The organism is Flavobacterium sp. UBA6195 (assembly GCF_002422095.1).
Taxonomy (GTDB): Bacteria; Bacteroidota; Bacteroidia; order Flavobacteriales; family Flavobacteriaceae; genus Flavobacterium.
Genome location: NZ_DITB01000011.1, coordinates 1 through 16,417 on the forward strand (window position 1 = coordinate 1; position 16,417 = coordinate 16,417).

Annotated in this window: 15 protein-coding genes; 11 read left to right on the forward strand and 4 right to left on the reverse strand. The window is 32.6% G+C overall.

The features are described 5' to 3' along the window. From B4I81_RS00545 to B4I81_RS00575, 7 genes are all read left to right on the forward strand, one after another. Window positions 1-879: lipopolysaccharide biosynthesis protein (locus tag B4I81_RS00545; protein WP_291106308.1), on the forward strand; the 879-nt coding region annotated here is incomplete at its 5' end. Window positions 880-941: 62 nt separating this feature from the next. After that, window positions 942-1,388, forward strand: coding sequence for a dUTP diphosphatase (gene dut, locus B4I81_RS00550; RefSeq protein ID WP_291106377.1), 447 nt, complete (start codon window positions 942-944; stop codon window positions 1,386-1,388). A gap of 126 nt (window positions 1,389-1,514) precedes the next feature. Beyond that, window positions 1,515-2,525, forward strand: a complete 1,011-nt coding sequence (locus B4I81_RS00555; RefSeq protein WP_291106309.1) for a sugar phosphate nucleotidyltransferase — start codon at window positions 1,515-1,517, stop codon at window positions 2,523-2,525. Beyond that, window positions 2,526-3,866, forward strand: coding sequence for a tetratricopeptide repeat protein (locus tag B4I81_RS00560; RefSeq protein WP_291106311.1), 1,341 nt, complete (start codon window positions 2,526-2,528; stop codon window positions 3,864-3,866). Then, complete coding sequence (locus B4I81_RS00565) at window positions 3,867-4,631, forward strand: DUF4292 domain-containing protein (protein WP_291106313.1); 765 nt, start codon at window positions 3,867-3,869, stop codon at window positions 4,629-4,631. 46 nt (window positions 4,632-4,677) lie between these two features. Beyond that, complete coding sequence (locus B4I81_RS00570) at window positions 4,678-5,910, forward strand: murein hydrolase activator EnvC family protein (protein WP_291106315.1); 1,233 nt, start codon at window positions 4,678-4,680, stop codon at window positions 5,908-5,910. A 73-nt stretch (window positions 5,911-5,983) separates the two neighbouring features. Beyond that, the gene (locus B4I81_RS00575) at window positions 5,984-6,946 is read left to right on the forward strand and encodes a 2-hydroxyacid dehydrogenase (protein WP_291106317.1); all 963 of its coding nucleotides are present in this window, start codon (window positions 5,984-5,986) and stop codon (window positions 6,944-6,946) included. 8 nt (window positions 6,947-6,954) lie between these two features. Here B4I81_RS00575 and B4I81_RS00580 read toward each other — a convergent pair whose 3' ends face one another. Further along, window positions 6,955-8,745, reverse strand: a complete 1,791-nt coding sequence (locus B4I81_RS00580; protein WP_291106319.1) for a lysophospholipid acyltransferase family protein — start codon at window positions 8,743-8,745, stop codon at window positions 6,955-6,957. 195 nt (window positions 8,746-8,940) lie between these two features. Here B4I81_RS00580 and B4I81_RS00585 point away from each other — a divergent pair, with 195 nt between their 5' ends. The 3 genes from B4I81_RS00585 to B4I81_RS00595 all read left to right on the forward strand — a co-directional run bounded on the left by B4I81_RS00585 (window position 8,941) and on the right by B4I81_RS00595 (window position 11,838). Beyond that, window positions 8,941-9,702 carry an exodeoxyribonuclease III gene (locus B4I81_RS00585; protein ID WP_291106321.1) on the forward strand — a complete coding sequence of 254 codons (762 nt, stop codon included), beginning with the start codon at window positions 8,941-8,943 and terminating at the stop codon, window positions 9,700-9,702. 27 nt (window positions 9,703-9,729) lie between these two features. Continuing rightward, a complete protein-coding gene (locus B4I81_RS00590; RefSeq protein WP_291106323.1) occupies window positions 9,730-10,695 on the forward strand; it encodes an OmpA family protein in 966 nt (321 codons plus the stop codon). A gap of 102 nt (window positions 10,696-10,797) precedes the next feature. Beyond that, window positions 10,798-11,838: an aldo/keto reductase gene (locus tag B4I81_RS00595; RefSeq protein WP_291106325.1), complete on the forward strand. Its 1,041-nt coding sequence runs from the start codon at window positions 10,798-10,800 to the stop codon at window positions 11,836-11,838. 68 nt (window positions 11,839-11,906) lie between these two features. Here B4I81_RS00595 and B4I81_RS00600 read toward each other — a convergent pair whose 3' ends face one another. Further along, window positions 11,907-13,526 (reverse strand): DUF4139 domain-containing protein, encoded by a 1,620-nt coding sequence (locus tag B4I81_RS00600; protein WP_291106327.1) that lies wholly within the window; start codon window positions 13,524-13,526, stop codon window positions 11,907-11,909. Window positions 13,527-13,625: 99 nt separating this feature from the next. Between B4I81_RS00600 and B4I81_RS00605 the strand changes: the two genes are divergently transcribed. After that, window positions 13,626-14,312: a hypothetical protein gene (locus B4I81_RS00605; protein ID WP_291106329.1), complete on the forward strand. Its 687-nt coding sequence runs from the start codon at window positions 13,626-13,628 to the stop codon at window positions 14,310-14,312. On the opposite strand, the gene mgtE is transcribed toward B4I81_RS00605, so the two are convergent. Next, window positions 14,296-15,648: a magnesium transporter gene (mgtE, locus tag B4I81_RS00610; RefSeq protein WP_262317147.1), complete on the reverse strand. Its 1,353-nt coding sequence runs from the start codon at window positions 15,646-15,648 to the stop codon at window positions 14,296-14,298. The genes B4I81_RS00605 and mgtE overlap by 17 nt on opposite strands. Beyond that, window positions 15,638-16,417, reverse strand: coding sequence for a 16S rRNA (adenine(1518)-N(6)/adenine(1519)-N(6))-dimethyltransferase RsmA (rsmA, locus tag B4I81_RS00615; protein ID WP_291106332.1), 780 nt, complete (start codon window positions 16,415-16,417; stop codon window positions 15,638-15,640). The genes mgtE and rsmA overlap by 11 nt, the downstream gene beginning before the upstream one ends.

Below are 16,417 nucleotides of genomic sequence, written 5' to 3' on the forward strand. Positions count from 1 at the left end.
GTTGCGAATTTAATAGCAAGCTTAGTTACTTTACTTTTCGTTTTACCTGATTATTTCAAAATCAAATGGCAATTTGATGCAGATTTGTGGAAGAAAATGATGCAATACGGCTTGCCTATTTTAGTGGCTGGAATTGCTTTTGCCATCAACGAACATTTCGATAAAATCTTATTAGATTGGATGCATGTTGATATGGCTGACATTGGAGCCTATTCGGCTTGTTATAAAATCGGAATGTTTATGGTGTTGTTTCGAACAGCTTACACATTAGGGATTGAGCCGTTTTTCTTTAGTCATGCTAAAAGCGAAAATGCCCCACAAACCTATGCTATAATTACTAAATATTTTGTCATTTTTGGTTCGTTTATTTGCTTAGGCGTTATCGTTTTTGCCGATATTTTAAAATTGATATTAGTGCCAAAAGCTATTTATTGGGATGCAATGGATGTGGTGCCATTAATTGTATTGGCTAATTTCTTTTTAGGCATTTATACCAATTTGTCCGTTTGGTACAAATTAATTGATAAAACCCGAATTGGCGCTTACATTTCAATTGTTGGAGCGATTGTAACTTTAGTTTTAAACTTGCTTTTAATACCAATTATAAGTTATATGGGTTCGGCAATAGCTACTATTTTAGCTTACGGAGCCATGATGTTTATTTCGTATTATATGGGACAAAAGAAATATCCAATTCCATACGATAAGAAATCGATTTTTACTTATTTAGGATTAGCAATAGTACTTTCTGGAATTTCATTTTATGTGCCCGTTTTACGTGAAACTTACGTCTTCGGAATTGCAGCTATCTTGTTTTTTGCTTACTTTGTGTACCGAAACGAAAAAGAAACCATTTTAACCATTATCAGAAGAAAATAATAACTTTGAATTATAGATTTAGTTAGGATTTTTCCAATTTCTAAAATCTGTGTTCCCAAAAAATAGAATTAAAAATGCAAATCAAAATCATCAATAAATCCAATCACGAGTTACCTAACTACGAAACCATCGCTTCGGCAGGAATGGATTTACGTGCGAATATTTCAGAACCAATTACTTTAAAATCATTAGAAAGAACTATCGTAAAAACCGGACTTTTCATTGAATTGCCAATAGGTTACGAAGCGCAAGTACGTCCAAGAAGTGGTTTAGCAGCTAAAAAAGGAATCACCGTTTTAAATTCACCAGGAACAGTTGATGCTGATTATAGAGGAGAAATTGGCGTGATTTTAGTAAATTTATCCAATGAAGATTTCATAATCGAAAACGGAGAACGCATCGCCCAATTAATCATCGCCAAACACGAACGCGCCGAATGGATTGAAGTAACCGAATTATCAGAAACTTCAAGAGGAGAAGGTGGTTTTGGTAGTACGGGAGTGAAGTAAAGCCCCCTAACCCCCGAAGGGGGAACTGACAAAATTGTGTAAATAGTTTATAAATAAATTGAATTAATTAATAAAATCCTATTGACCCCTAATAGGAATTCCCCCTTAAGGGGTTAGGGGGCTAACATGAAAATAATAGTACCTATGGCTGGTCGTGGTTCACGCCTTCGCCCACATACTTTAACAGTTCCAAAACCATTAATTCCAGTTGCTGGAAAACCAATCGTTCATAGATTAGTTGAAGATATTGCTGGTGTTTTAAATCAGAAAATAGACGAAGTAGCGTTTATTATTCATGAGAGTTTTGGTAAACAAGTAGAAGAAGATTTAATTGCGATTGCTCAAAAATTAGGTGCAAAAGGAACGATTTATTATCAAAACGAAGCATTAGGAACAGGTCATGCGATTATGTGTGCGAAAGATTCTTTGGATGGTCCAGCAGTTATTGCTTATGCTGATACGTTAATTCGTGCCGATTTTGATTTAGATACAACTGCCGATAGCGTTATTTGGGTAAAACAAGTGGATCAACCAGAAGCTTTTGGTGTGGTGAACTTAAATGCTAATGGTGAAATCATCGAATTGGTAGAAAAACCAAAAGAATTTGTATCGGATTTAGCGGTTATCGGAATTTACTATTTCAAAGATATTGCCGTGTTGAAAAACGAATTACAATCGGTTTTAGATAACAATATTATCCATGGTGGCGAATACCAAATTAACGATGGTATTAAGCAAATGATGGCAAAAGGCATGAAATTTGTACCAGGACAAGTAGACGAGTGGATGGATTGCGGAAATAAAAACGTTACTGTTGAAACGAACACAAGAATGTTAGGCTTTTTACATAACGACGGAGAAAATTTAGTTTCGGCTGATGTGAAATTAGAAAATGCAACGATTATTCCGCCATGTTCCATTGCGGAAGATGTAATTTTAATTAATGCAACAGTTGGTCCAAATGTTTCTTTAGGAAAAGGATGTCACGTAATTGATTCAACCATTAAAAACAGTTTGATTCAAACGCACGCTCATATCAAAAATGCGAATTTAGATAACGCAATGATAGGAAATCATGTGAATTTTGATGGCAATTTTACAAGTATTAGTATCGGAGATTATTCCGTTTTAGAATAGATGATAAAGAAAAAACACATAGCTTTATTTACATTCCTGCTTTTCAGTTTTGGGAATCACTTGTTTGCGCAAGATAATCCCGATGCGATTGCTTTGGTGGATGACCAATTGGAAAATAATTTTTACGAAGCCATGAAACAGCGTGGCATCGAAAATTATGATAAAGCGATTGTGGCGATTCAAAAATGTATCGAAAAAGAACCTAAAAATGCATCTTTTCAATTTGAATTAGGTAAAAATTACTTGAGCCTGAAAAATTATGTCGATGCTGAAAAAGCTTTCAAAAAAGCAGTGGAGTTAGACAATAAACAACGTTGGTATTGGAACGGATTATACGACGTGTATTATCAAACGAAAGATTATCAAAAATCAATTCCGATTGTTGAGAAATTAATTGAGTTTGATGGTAATATGAGAGAAGATTTGGTTTCGCTTTACATGAATACAAATCAACACGCGAAAGCCTTGGAATTGTTGAAAGACATGGAATCAAAATCCAAGTTGACCAGCACCATGGAATTCTATAAATTGAAGATTCAAGAATCAAACGCTTATTCAAAACCACAAAAAGAACAGTTAGAAGAAGCGATTAAAAAGAATCCAAAAGTAGAACAAAATTATATCGATTTGATTGTTTTGTATTCAAGTTTCAATCAAGAAGACAAAGCCTTTGAAGTCGCAAAACAATTGGAAAAAGAAATCCCAAATTCCGATTGGGCACATGTAAGTTTAGTAAAATTTCATCTGACTAATAACGATGGAGAAAACGCTTCAAAATCCATGTTCAAAGTTTTGGATAATAATCGAATGGATTTAAAAATCAAACATCGTGTTTTTAATGAGTTTTTAATTTTTGCCGTTAAAAATCCTACTTATTTAAAAGATATCGATAAGGCGATTCCGTATTTTAACGATGATAAAGAAATCAATGTAGCCAAAGAAGTAGCAAAATTTTTCTGGAAAAAGAATGATTTAGAAAATGCGACGAAATATTTTGAGAAAGGAATCAAAAAGAATTCGGATGATGTTGAGGCGATGGGATTTTATTTAGAAGTAGTAATTCAGAAGCAAGATTTTCAGTTGGTAACTAAGAAAGCTGAAGAGTATTTAGAATCTTTTCCCACACAATCTGATTTTTATTTTTATGCAGGTTTGGGTTACAACAAGTTGAAAGAATTTAAGAAAGCTAAAAGTACTTTAGAAAATGGCTTGGATTTTGTGGTGGAGAACCAACCATTAGAAGCTAATTTTTACAAACAGTTAATTATCAGTTGCGAAAATTTGAATGACAAGGTTAAAAAAGAAGTGTATAGCAACAAATTAAAGCAATTACAAAAGTAAATGAAATCAATACTATCAGCCTTTTTGATCGTTTTTTTAATCGGATGTAAATCAAAGCAAGCGGTTGCTACAGCAGCTGCAAACGATAATACAGAGGTAACTAAAGTTATCAATGGTCATTATCAAAATACGCATGATTTTAAAACTTTGAATATAAGAACCAACGCTAAATATGAGGATGAAAAGCAGTCACATTCTATGAATGCAGATATTCGCATTAAAAAAGACGAAATCATTTGGATTAATATAAAGTTCTTAGGAATTCCTATGGCTAAGGCCTTGATTACTCCTTCTAAAGTGAGCTATTATGAAAAAATAAATAACACCTATTTTGAAGGCGATTTCAGTATGTTAAGCAATTGGTTAGGAACCGATTTAAACTTTAATAAAGTTCAGAATTTATTTCTTGGAAAAGCAATAGACGATTTAACAAAAGATAGATGGATTTCTGAAGTGGTGGAAAAAATGTTCAAATTGTCGTTGCCTACAAAAGATGATATTTCTAAAGAATTTTATTTTGAAGGAGCAAATTATCTAATAAAAAAAGAAATAATCACTCAAGCGAGTAAAAACCGAAATCTAGAAATTCGTTATCCATCTTATAAAGAAGAGCAAGGAATGTTTTTACCAAATGAAATTAAAATAAAAGCAGAACAAAAAGATAAAATAACTATTGATATTGAATTTAAGAACACAACATTTAATGAAAATTTGAGTTATCCATATTCAATTCCAAGGGGTTATACCGCAATTGAAATCAATTAATTTTTTATTCACGTAAAAAAACTACCTTTGTAAAAATCTATCTTGCATGAATCAATTTCTTAAAATCGTATTTTTCTTTTTCATTACTAGCCTATGTTTTGCTCAACCTTCAGAACAGCAGAAATTAGAAGAGCGTAAAGCACAAATTTTGAAAGAAATTTCAGAAAATAAATCACGCTTAGAAGCTGAAAAAAAGAAAGAAAAATCGGTTTTAACACAAATTAATCAGCAAAAGCAGTTAATTCAACTAAGACAAAAACTTTTAAATACAACTGCAAAACAAACTCGTATTTTAAGTGATGAAATCTATTTAACTCAGTTAGAAATGAATAAGTTAAATAGAGAATTGAAAGTCTTAAAAGAAGACTACGAAAAAATGATTGTAAAATCATATAAGAGTAGAAATGAGCAAAGTAGAATTATGTTTATCCTTTCCGCTGAAAATTTTCTTCAAGCATACAAACGTATTCAGTACATGAAACAATATGCAGGATTTAGAAAAATGCAAGGGGAAGAAATTAAAGAAAAACAAAGCAAATTAACACAAGCAGAAAAGCGTTTGTCTGAAAGTAAAAAGGAAAAAGAAGTGGTTTTAGTACAAACCGAAAAAGAAAAACAAGAATTAGAGAAAGAAAAACAAGAACAAGAACGGTTAGTAAAACTAATTCAAAAAGATAAGAAAAAATTAGCTGCTGAAATTGATAAAAAACAAAAAGAAGCAAAAGATATTGATAGAAAAATAAAGCAAATTATTGCTGCAGAAATCGCTGCTGCTAATAAAAGAAATGCTGAAAAATCAGGAACGACTGCTCCTAAAACAGGAACGACTGCAGCATCTAAATTTGTTTTAACTGCGGAAGGAAAAATAGAGTCTAATAATTTTAAAGCAAATAAAGGCAAACTTCCGTGGCCAGTTGAAAAAGGATTTATTTCACTACCCCACGGCGATCAACCTCACCCAGTGCATAAAAATTTAACGATTCACAATAGTGGTGTTGAAATTTCAACAGAACCTGGATCTTCTGCAAGAGCTGTTTTTGCTGGCGAAGTTCTACAAGTACAAGTTATTTCAGCTAATAACAAAGCGGTTTATATAAAACACGGAGATTTTATTACCGTTTATTTAAATTTATCTTCAGTAAGTGTTTCAAAAGGACAAAAAGTAAATATTAAACAAAATATAGGAAAAATTCATACTGATTCTTCAGGAAAGGCAGTAATTAAATTCTTGGTGTTACAAAATACCACCACATTAAATCCTGAAGCTTGGTTAAATTAAAAAAAAATGAGGTCTAAATGACCTCATTTTTTTTGAATCCAAATTTTGTACTTTTACATTATAATACGAACAAATGAATTTAGCCAACATAAAAATTCTTCATATCGATAGCAATCATCCATTACTTTGGGAACAATTAGAACAGGCTGGTTTTCAAAACGAAGCTGATTTTACGTCTTCCAAACAAGAAATAGAAGCTAAAATTGAAAACTACCACGGAATTGTCATTAGAAGTCGTTTTAAAATTGACAAAACCTTTTTAGATAAAGCTACAAATTTACAATTCATTGCCCGAGTTGGAGCTGGTTTAGAAAGTATCAATTGTGATTACGCTATTGCGAAAGGAATACATTTAATTGCTGCTCCAGAAGGAAATGCCAATGCCGTTGGCGAACACGCTATCGGAATGATATTGTCGCTTTTTAACAACTTGAACAAAGCCAATAACGAAGTAAAATCAGGTCAATGGAAACGTGAAGCCAATCGTGGACATGAATTAGAAGGCAAAACGGTCGGAATCATTGGATATGGCAACATGGGAAAATCATTCGCCAAGAAACTCCGAGGATTTGATGTCACCGTTTTGTGTTATGATATTTTACCCAATAAAGGAGATGCCAATGCCACTCAAGTTTCACTAGAAGAACTTCATGAAAGAGCCGATGTTTTAAGTTTGCACACACCTTGGACACCCGAAACCGATAAAATGATAAATGCTGATTTTATTAATCAATTTAAAAAACCTTTTTGGTTCATTAATACAGCAAGAGGGAATTCGGTTGTAACGGCTGATTTGGTTGAAGGGTTGAAATCAGGAAAAATTTTAGGTGCTGGTTTAGATGTTTTGGAATATGAAAAACTATCTTTCGAAACCTTATTTGAAGGTGAAAAACCAGCCGCTTTTGAATATTTATTGCATGCAGAAAATGTCTTGCTAACACCTCATATTGCAGGATGGACCTTTGAAAGTCATCAAAAATTAGCGCAAACAATTGTAGATAAGATTTGTAAGATTTACATAAATAAAAAAGACTAATCAATCGATTAGCCTTTCTCTTTTCTTTCCAATTCCGCTTGAAATTCTTCCATAACGGGTTTTACGGTGCTTTCAGGTAAATCGGCAATTTTAATGTACATTAAGCCGTCAACCGAGTTGTTAAACAATGGATCCACATTAAAAGCTACCACTCTTGCGTTTTGTTTGATGTATTTTTTAATTAAAACCGGTAAACGTAAATTTCCAGGTTCTACTTCATCAATTATTTTATCAAACTTATTCAAATCGGCTTCTGTTTCGTTGAATACGAAATCTTTGTCGGCGTCTTTCAGTTTTACTTTGTATTCTTTCTTTGGATGAACGTATTGCGCAATATACGGATCGTAATAATGCGATTTCATAAATTCAATCATTAACGATTTTGAAAAATCAGAAAATTGATTGCTAATACTTACACCACCAATCAAATATTTATGTTCAGGATAATGTAAAGTCGTATGGACAATTCCTTTCCATAACAAGAACAACGGCATTGGTTTTTGTTGGTATTCTTTAATGATAAACGCTCTACCCATTTCGATAGATTTACTCATCATATCATACAATTCCGGTTCAAAACGGAACAATTCATGTAAATAGAAACCATCAATCCCGTGTTGTGAATATATATGTGCACCCAATCCCATACGATAAGCTCCAGCAATGCATTGTGCCTCATCATCCCATAAAAACATGTGGTGGTAATATTTATCGTAATCGTCAAGGTCTAATGATTCGTTTGTTCCTTCACCAACTTCTCTAAAGGTAATTTCACGCAAACGACCAATTTCATGCAAGATATTCGGAATTTTATCAGCCGTTACGAAGTAAACTTCATAATTTTTACTTTGCAACAAACGATAATCACCCTTTTTCAAACAAGCCATTTCTTCTAAAATCTGGTCTTGATTGGCTGGTTTGGCAATTTGTTTAGGCGGTTTTGGAATTGTTAATTTAGGTAAATTAATTTTACTTTCATCTTCAAACGCATTCGAAAGCATATAAGTTTTCTTGCGTAAGAAATCACCATACGCTTCAATATCTTGATATTCGTTTTGTTCAGTAACCGAAATAGGTTTCCCAATACGAACTTTAATTACCCTATCTTTTTGAGTTAATAATTCGCTTGGTAATTTTGCAGTTCTAAGCGTATCATCAATCTTAGATAGGAAGTAAAATAACTTACTATTTTTAGCATGAAAATAAATCGGAACCACTGGAACTTGGGCTTTTCGAATTACTTTGATTGCTCCTTCTTCCCATGGTTTGTCAACAACTAACTTTCCATCTTTATAAGTAGAAACTTCTCCCGCAGGAAACATCCCTAATGGTTTACCATCGCTTAAATGACGTAATGTTTCTTTAATTCCAACTACACTAGATTTAGCATCTTTATGATTTTCAAACGGATTTACCGGCATAATATACGGCTTCATCGGTTCGATTCGGTGCAGTAAAAAGTTAGCGATAATTTTGAAATTAGGTTCTCTTTCAAGCATTAATTTCAATAGTAAAATACCATCAATTCCACCAAGAGGATGATTGGAAATGGTAATATAAGCACCATCTTTTGGTAAACGTTTTAAATCTTCTTCTGGGATTTCAAACTTGATTTGAAATTCATCTAAAATAGCATTTAAGAATTCCAATTCGCTCAAATGTTTGTTTCTATCATAAATTTTGTTCAAGGTAGAAATCTTGAGCACTTTCATGAGCAACCAGCCCGTGAAAGTCCCGAAAACCCCATATTTATCAGCATTTATTGCTTTTGCAACTTCTTTAGCAGTAACTAAACCCATTCAGTATTGTTTTTTGAGCAAGAAACAAAGATAAGAATTTTGAGGAATTTTGAGCACTTTTCATTGGCTAATAAAAAAACCTATTTCGTTATATTTTTTTAGCAAGCTGATAGTTAGTGAATTATAAAATCAATAAAATCAAACTTTTATTTTTACAAACCTTTTTAGTACATTTGGTAAAAGCTATTAAAGTAAATGAAAATTATATCTTACAATGTAAACGGTATTCGTGCAGCCATTACCAAAGGATTTTTAGAATGGTTGCAACAAGCGAATCCTGATGTTATTTGTCTTCAAGAAATTAAAGCAACTGAAGACCAAATCCCAAAAATTGAAATTGAAGCAGCGGGATATCCGTACCAATATTATTTTCCAGCTGAAAAAAAAGGATATAGTGGTGTAGCAGTTTTGTCTAAAATTGAACCCAAAAATGTGGTTTTCGGAACAGGAATTCAACACATGGATTTTGAAGGGCGAAATTTACGGGTAGATTTTGATGGTTTATCAGTAATGAGTTTGTACCTTCCATCTGGCACAAATATTGATAGATTAGAACATAAATTTATGTACATGGACGACTTTCAAAACTATATAAATGAGTTGAAAAAAGAAGTGCCAAACTTAGTTATTTGTGGTGATTATAATATTTGTCATGAAGCTATAGATATTCATGACCCAATTAGAAATGCAAAAATTTCAGGTTTTTTACCAGAAGAACGTGCTTGGCTTGATGGTTTCATGAAAAGTGGTTTTATCGATACTTTTCGCCATTTAAATAAAGAACCACACAATTACAGTTGGTGGAGTTACAGAGCCAATGCTCGTAATAATAATAAAGGTTGGAGAATCGATTATTGTTTGGCAGCCGAACCTTTGAAAGATAAAATTCAAAGAGCCTTAATTTTGCCAGAAGCCAAACATTCCGACCACTGCCCAGTTTTAGTAGAAATTAAATAAGAATCAATTAATCAAAAATAGAAAATAATGATTAGAAAAATTGCCCTTGCTTGTGTAGTTTTAAGTTTAACTACTTCATGCGTTTCTAAAAAAATCTACCAAGATTTAGAAAACAAATATGCCGATTTAAAGAAAGAACACAACGCTTTATCGGATGAAAATACCACTTTAAAAACCGATAAAAATCAGTTAGAAGCGGATAAAAATAAACTGCAAACTGAATTAGATAAGACTAAGGCAGAGCGCGATAAATTAGCAGCAGATTATGCAGCAACCAAAAAGAGTTTAGACAATCTAAAAGCTTCATACGCTGCACTAGAAAAAGACAGCAATGATGCTTTAGAGGCTAACATTAATAAAAACAGACAATTGTTAGCGGAGTTAGAAGCGAAACAAAAAGCTTTAGTTGCCGAACAAGATCGTTTAAACAAATTGAAAAAAGATTTAGAAGCTTCTTCAACACGTTTAGCCGAATTAGAAAAAATGATGGCAGATAAAGATGCGGCTATGAAAAAGCTAAAAGAAACGTTATCTAAATCTTTAAAAGCATTTGAAGGTAAAGGCTTAACAGTTACAGAAAGAGATGGAAAAGTATACGTTTCTATGGAAAATAAATTACTTTTCGAATCAGGAAGTTGGACAGTAGGTGCTGAAGGTAAAAAAGCGGTGGATTTAGTTGGTAAAGTTTTAGGAGATAATCCAGATATTTCGGTGTTAATCGAAGGTCATACTGATAATGATAAAATCACTGGTTCAATAGGTGGTGGAGTTGAAAACAACTGGGATTTATCTACAAAGCGTGCAACTGCTATCGTAAATATTTTATCGGCTAATGCAAAAGTAAAAAAAGAAAACTTAACAGCAGCGGGTCGTGGTGAATATGCGCCTTTAATGAGTAATGAAACGGCAGAAGGAAAAGCAAAAAACAGAAGAATCGAAATCATCTTAACTCCAAAGTTAGATGAGATTTCTAAAATGTTGAATGAACTGTAACATTTCATAAAAGATTGATAAAAAAGGCTTGAGTTCTAAATTCAAGCCTTTTTCTTTGGTGTAAACTTTGTAACTTTGAACTTTAAATTTTCAAATTCTGAAATGAACTATACAACACTACCTAATACCGAACTAAAAGTCAGCAAAATTTGTCTAGGGACGATGACTTTTGGAAATCAAAATACTGAAATTGAAGCGCATTCTCAATTGGATTATGCGATTGAAAAAGGAATTAATTTTATCGATACGGCTGAAATGTATCCAATTGGTGGCAACGCTCAAATCTTTGGAAGCACCGAGCGTTACATCGGAACTTGGATTAAGAAAATTGGAGCTTCGGAGCGTGAGAAATTGGTTTTAGCTACCAAAATTGCTGGACCAAATCGCGGGATGGAATACATTCGTCAGCCATTAGATTTTTCGAAGAAAAGCATTCACGAAGCGGTAGAATTGAGTCTAAAAAATCTTCAAACCGATTATATTGATTTATATCAAATGCATTGGCCTGAACGTGTTATGAATATGTTTCAGAAACGTGGCGTTCAAGAATTGGATACCAAATGGCAAGACAATATTTTTGATGTACTAACAGTATATGAAGGATTAATTAAAGAAGGAAAAATCAAACATATTGGACTTTCAAATGAAAATCCGTGGGGTGTAATGCGTTTTTTAATGGAAAGCGAAAAACACGGTTTGCCAAGAATTGCCACGATACAAAATCCATTTTCTTTATTAAATCGCTTGTACGAAGTAGGTTTGTCAGAAATTGGAATGCGTGAAAATGTGGGGTTATTAGCATATTCACCTTTAGGTTTTGGATTTTTGACAGGCAAGCATTTGAATGGAATTCAAAAAAATTCGAGATTGGATTTGTTTAGAAATTTCGTTCGTTATACCAATGAAAATTGTTTTAAAGCAACCAAATTATACAAAGAACTAGCAGAAGCCAACGGATTAACGTTAACGCAGATGGCGATTGCATTTGTACATCGTCAAAAGTTTGTGACTTCAACGATAATTGGTGCTACAACTATGAAGCAATTACAAGAAAATATTGCTGCTTTCGATACCATTTTATCTGATGAAATTGTAGCTGAAATCGAGAAAATTCAGGAATTAATTCCGAATCCAGCGCCTTAATAGTGTACAGTTTTCAGTCTCAGTTAGCAGCATATTACTGAAAACTGAGACTGTCAACTGAGACTATTTTACAAGTTATCTATAAACTTATCCTTCGGATATTTGATTTTATAGCTAATTCTGAGTTTCTTGGTTTCTCCAGCTCCAAGTTTTACATCCCAAGTTAAAATTCCGGTTTCTGCGTTTACTTTGGCTTTTCCGTTGTCTAATAATTCGATGGTAATTTCTTTATCAGTGCTAATTGGATATTGATCTTTTAACAACATTTCAATCGCTTCTTTTTTATTGTTTTTTACGGTGATATCATACGTAAACGTTTGTTCTTTGTAACCAGACAAGAATTTAGTTCCCGATTTATCTGCGATTTTTTCACGTTTAATGGCAATTTTCTTGTCTCTTCCCATACTCAAATTCAACGTGTCTGAAGTTTGATTTGGGTTAATCATCGTTTTACCAACGTACATTCCTTCGAAGATTATATTTGCTTCACCAGGTAATAAATTGAATTTTGAATATTCACTAATTTCAGCTAATAAAAAGGCTTCTTTTTCCACTTTTGGAACAGCGTAATATTTGTAAGTTGCTGGTAATTTTAAATCTTTTAAGGCTACACTATGCGCTTTTCCATTCGATAAAATGTCATATGGAATATCAATATCAAAAGAAACATTTAATTGGTTCTCGTTTATTGTAGTGTAGTTGGAGATTGAAGATTCGTCATCCATTTCCTTTTTTTTGTCATAAGCTACGCCTGAAACTTGACCTTGAAGTGAATTATAAATGACATTACTATTATTGTAAACTCTTGGATATCCAAAACGTAAAAACCAAGCTTGTAAAATAGGAGCTGTGTTATTTTGATTTGGATTACCACTAGACAAGGTTAGTTTTACATTTTTCCAATCAATGCCGGTGTTTTGGCTTACTTTTACTTTATACATTAAATTGATTGGCGAGTTGATGTTGTCGGCTCTCATATCATAAAACGGAATCCAATTTGCTCCATTGGTAATGTAGTTTATATCGAAATTAATGCTTGAAGCTTGTGAACTCATTACTTGAAGCACAAGGCTATAAACCGGTTTTGTGTTTTGAATTGTTTTTTTTGATGCTATTTTTTCTCGAAGTATTTCTATTTTTTCTTGAAATTTTTCTTCTTTAACATTTAATACGTGAATTGATTGACCAAATTCATTTCGTTTTATTCTATAATAATCTACTAGTTTTGTGAATTCTGAGATAGTAATTTCGGGTTTTGTTGTTCCAGCTAGTTCTTTTTTATCCAATAACTCTATGGTTTTTGTAAGAGCATTTTTTTCTATGTTTATTTTACTAATTTCGTTTTCAATGAATCGAATACTGTCTTGAAATTTTTGTTCTAAAAGCGAAAGTTTAATAACATCATTTGAATTAGATGTTTCTTTATAATCCCTAACAAGCTGAACTGATAGAACCGTAACATTAGCAGGAGCACCAATTTGAATGGTATTCTCATTGATATAATCCGCCACATTTTTAACGACAATTTCGCTAGTTCCTGAAGGGAGTGTTACGAAAGCTGATTGTAATAATTCAGCTGAATTGCTATAAACGGTTGCACTTTTAATTTTAGCGGTTGTAAAAATTGGTTTTTGAGCAAATGTGATTGTCGAAAAACATAATAATGTAATCAGAAGTATTTTTTTCATCTCTATAAACTTTAGTGTTTCTAGTATAGAGTGAAATAAAATGTAAAAGGTTGGGAAGTAATTAGTAAATTTTGTAGAATTGTAAGAAAATATTGAATCATGATGCGCTTATTTATATTTTTTCTTGGTTTTATGGGAAGTTTTGGATTTTCACAAAAACAGTATCATTTCGATTATGCATTGATTTATGATAATCCTATTTCTGTTGATAAAGAGACCAAATCTGATTTATTATTAATAAATTCAAAAGACAATAGTTATTATACTTTTGTTTCTTTTGATAAAGATTCAATTGAAACATCATTTAGGTTAATTGATTTTAAAGGTTTAGTTGTAAATTCTAAAATAAAAAAGGAAGTGTTTTACAAGGCAGAAACTTTGTCTAATGAGTGTAATTCTGTTTATAGATTTTCAAATATATACATTTATAAGATAAAAGAATACGATTTTATAAAGCATCAGGATACAACAATTAATGATATTGTTTACTTTCACTATTCTATTAAAAGCAATAAAAGTTTAGCATATCAAAAAAAGAAAAAAATAGAAGCTATACATTACATTGTAGATAAAAATAGTGAAAAATTTATGCCTTCTTTATATCGTGCTACCGAGTATAATAAGTGGATTGAAACATCAAAATTACCTTATGGAATAATAAAAATGAGATATTTTGTTAATATTGAAGGTAAAATAACTTTCAAACAGGAATTAATTAAGCTGGTAAAAATCAATAGGAATATTACAATCCCAGAAGAATGTGATTATACTATATCCCCAAAATAATTTTAGCAATCGTAAAATAGGTTAAAATTCCTAAGATATCGTTACTTGTAGTGATGAATGGACCTGTTGCTAACGCAGGGTCAACTCCATATTTGTTTAAGATAATTGGGATAAAAGTCCCAATTAAAGACGCCATAATAATTACCGAAAGTAAAGCAATTGAAACGGTATAACCCACATGAATTTCGTAGCCCAATAAGAAATAGCTACCTACTAATAAAATTACAGAAAGGATAATTCCGTTTAATAAACTCAAAGAAAGTTCTTTTAATAATCGTTCCACAATCGGACCAATAATAGTATTGTTAGCCAAACCTTGTACAATAATCGCAGAAGATTGAACGCCCACATTTCCTGCCATTGCGGCAATTAGTGGCGTAAAGAAAAATAATTCGCGATGTAAGTCCATTACCGGTTCGAAAATCCCTAAAACATGTACTGAAATGAATCCACCAAATAAAGCTAAAACCAACCAAGGTAATCGCGCTTTTGTAAGTTCCAAAACGCTATCGTCGGCTTCAACGTCTTGCGAGATACCCGCTGCTAACTGGTAATCTTTGTCGGCTTCTTCTTTGATGACATCGATAATATCGTCAATGGTAATGCGACCAACTAAACGACCTAATTCATCTACAACTGGAATGGCTTCCAAGTCGTATTTTTGCATAATTCGGGCAACTTCAACATCTTTTGTGTCTACTTTTACGTAATCTACTTTTTTGATGTAAACATCACTAATAGGCGTTTTTGTTGAGGTTGTCAATAAATCTTTTAATGATAAACGGCCTTTTAATCGTTCTTCGTCATCAACCACATAAATGGAATGCACTCTTGAAACGTTTTCGGCTTGTGCGCGCATTTCTTTTACGCAAGTTAAAACATTCCAGTTTTCGTTGACTTTCACTAACTCTTTTCCCATTAAACCACCGGCAGAGTCTTCATCGTAGCGTAATAAATCTACAATGTCTTTGGCGTGTTCAACGTCTTCTAATTCCGAAATTACTTGCTCTTTTTTATGTTGCGGTAACTCGGCAATAATGTCGGCTGCGTCATCTGTGCTTAATTCGTCAAGCTCTTCAGCAATTTCTTTTGGAGATAAACCGCGCAAGATTTTTTCACGAACTTCTTCATCTAATTCTAGAAGAATTTCAGCTGTTTTTTCAGAATCTAAGGTGTTGAAAATATAAGAAGCGCCGTAATCATCGAGTTCTTCCATGATTTCGGCAATATCAGCAAAGTGAATATCTTCAAGAAGCAAAAGTAATTCTTGCGACTTGTTTTCACTTATAAGTTGTTCTATTTCAGTTAGAAACTCTCTGCTGATTTTAAACTCCATCGGCTGCTATTTTTTGGGTAATATCTATAAATTGTTCTACCGAAAGTTGCTCCGGACGCAGGTCAAAGATACTATCTTCTTTTAAATTATCAGAAAAATTGAATGTTTTTAAGCTATTTCGCAATGTTTTTCTTCTTTGTTGAAAAGCAGTTTTTACTACTCGGAAGAATAATTTTTCATCACATGGCAAAGAATAATCCGCTTTTCTTCTTAATCGCATTACACCAGAATCAACTTTTGGTGGAGGATTAAAAACACTTGGCGGAACAGTAAATAAATACTCTGCTTCATAAAAAGCTTGTGCTAAAACGGATAAGATTCCGTAAGTTTTACTTCCTTTTTTCTCGCAAATTCTTTCGGCTACTTCTTTTTGAAACATCCCAGCAAATTCCGGAATTTGATCGCGCATTTCTAAGGTTTTGAATACAATTTGTGTTGAAATATTATAAGGAAAATTTCCAATAATAGCAAATGGTTCTCCATTGAAAACTTCGTTTAAATTGTATTTTAAAAAGTCTTTCGAAATGATATGATTTTCCAATTTTGGATAATGTACGCCCAAATATTCTACCGATTCTTTATCGATTTCAATTACGAAGGTTTCGGTTGGTTTGTCCAATAAATATTTGGTTAAAACACCCATTCCTGGACCAATTTCCAAAATTTTAGAATAGCCTTCTAACGAAAGTGTATCGGCAATATCCTTTGCGATGCTTTCGTCTTTTAGGAAATGTTGTCCTAAGTGTTTTTTTGCGGTTACTTTTTCCAT

Coding starts and splice junctions, on each gene's coding strand:
- rsmA (WP_291106332.1), bottom strand. CDS start 16,417: ATGGAAAAAGTAACCGCAAAAAAACACTTAGGACAACATTTCCTAAAA.
- B4I81_RS00605 (WP_291106329.1), top strand. CDS start 13,626: ATGATGCGCTTATTTATATTTTTTCTTGGTTTTATGGGAAGTTTTGGA.
- B4I81_RS00595 (WP_291106325.1), top strand. CDS start 10,798: ATGAACTATACAACACTACCTAATACCGAACTAAAAGTCAGCAAAATT.
- mgtE (WP_262317147.1), bottom strand. CDS start 15,648: ATGGAGTTTAAAATCAGCAGAGAGTTTCTAACTGAAATAGAACAACTT.
- B4I81_RS00585 (WP_291106321.1), top strand. CDS start 8,941: ATGAAAATTATATCTTACAATGTAAACGGTATTCGTGCAGCCATTACC.
- B4I81_RS00570 (WP_291106315.1), top strand. CDS start 4,678: ATGAATCAATTTCTTAAAATCGTATTTTTCTTTTTCATTACTAGCCTA.
- B4I81_RS00600 (WP_291106327.1), bottom strand. CDS start 13,526: ATGAAAAAAATACTTCTGATTACATTATTATGTTTTTCGACAATCACA.
- B4I81_RS00590 (WP_291106323.1), top strand. CDS start 9,730: ATGATTAGAAAAATTGCCCTTGCTTGTGTAGTTTTAAGTTTAACTACT.
- B4I81_RS00560 (WP_291106311.1), top strand. CDS start 2,526: ATGATAAAGAAAAAACACATAGCTTTATTTACATTCCTGCTTTTCAGT.
- B4I81_RS00555 (WP_291106309.1), top strand. CDS start 1,515: ATGAAAATAATAGTACCTATGGCTGGTCGTGGTTCACGCCTTCGCCCA.
- B4I81_RS00580 (WP_291106319.1), bottom strand. CDS start 8,745: ATGGGTTTAGTTACTGCTAAAGAAGTTGCAAAAGCAATAAATGCTGAT.
- B4I81_RS00575 (WP_291106317.1), top strand. CDS start 5,984: ATGAATTTAGCCAACATAAAAATTCTTCATATCGATAGCAATCATCCA.
- B4I81_RS00565 (WP_291106313.1), top strand. CDS start 3,867: ATGAAATCAATACTATCAGCCTTTTTGATCGTTTTTTTAATCGGATGT.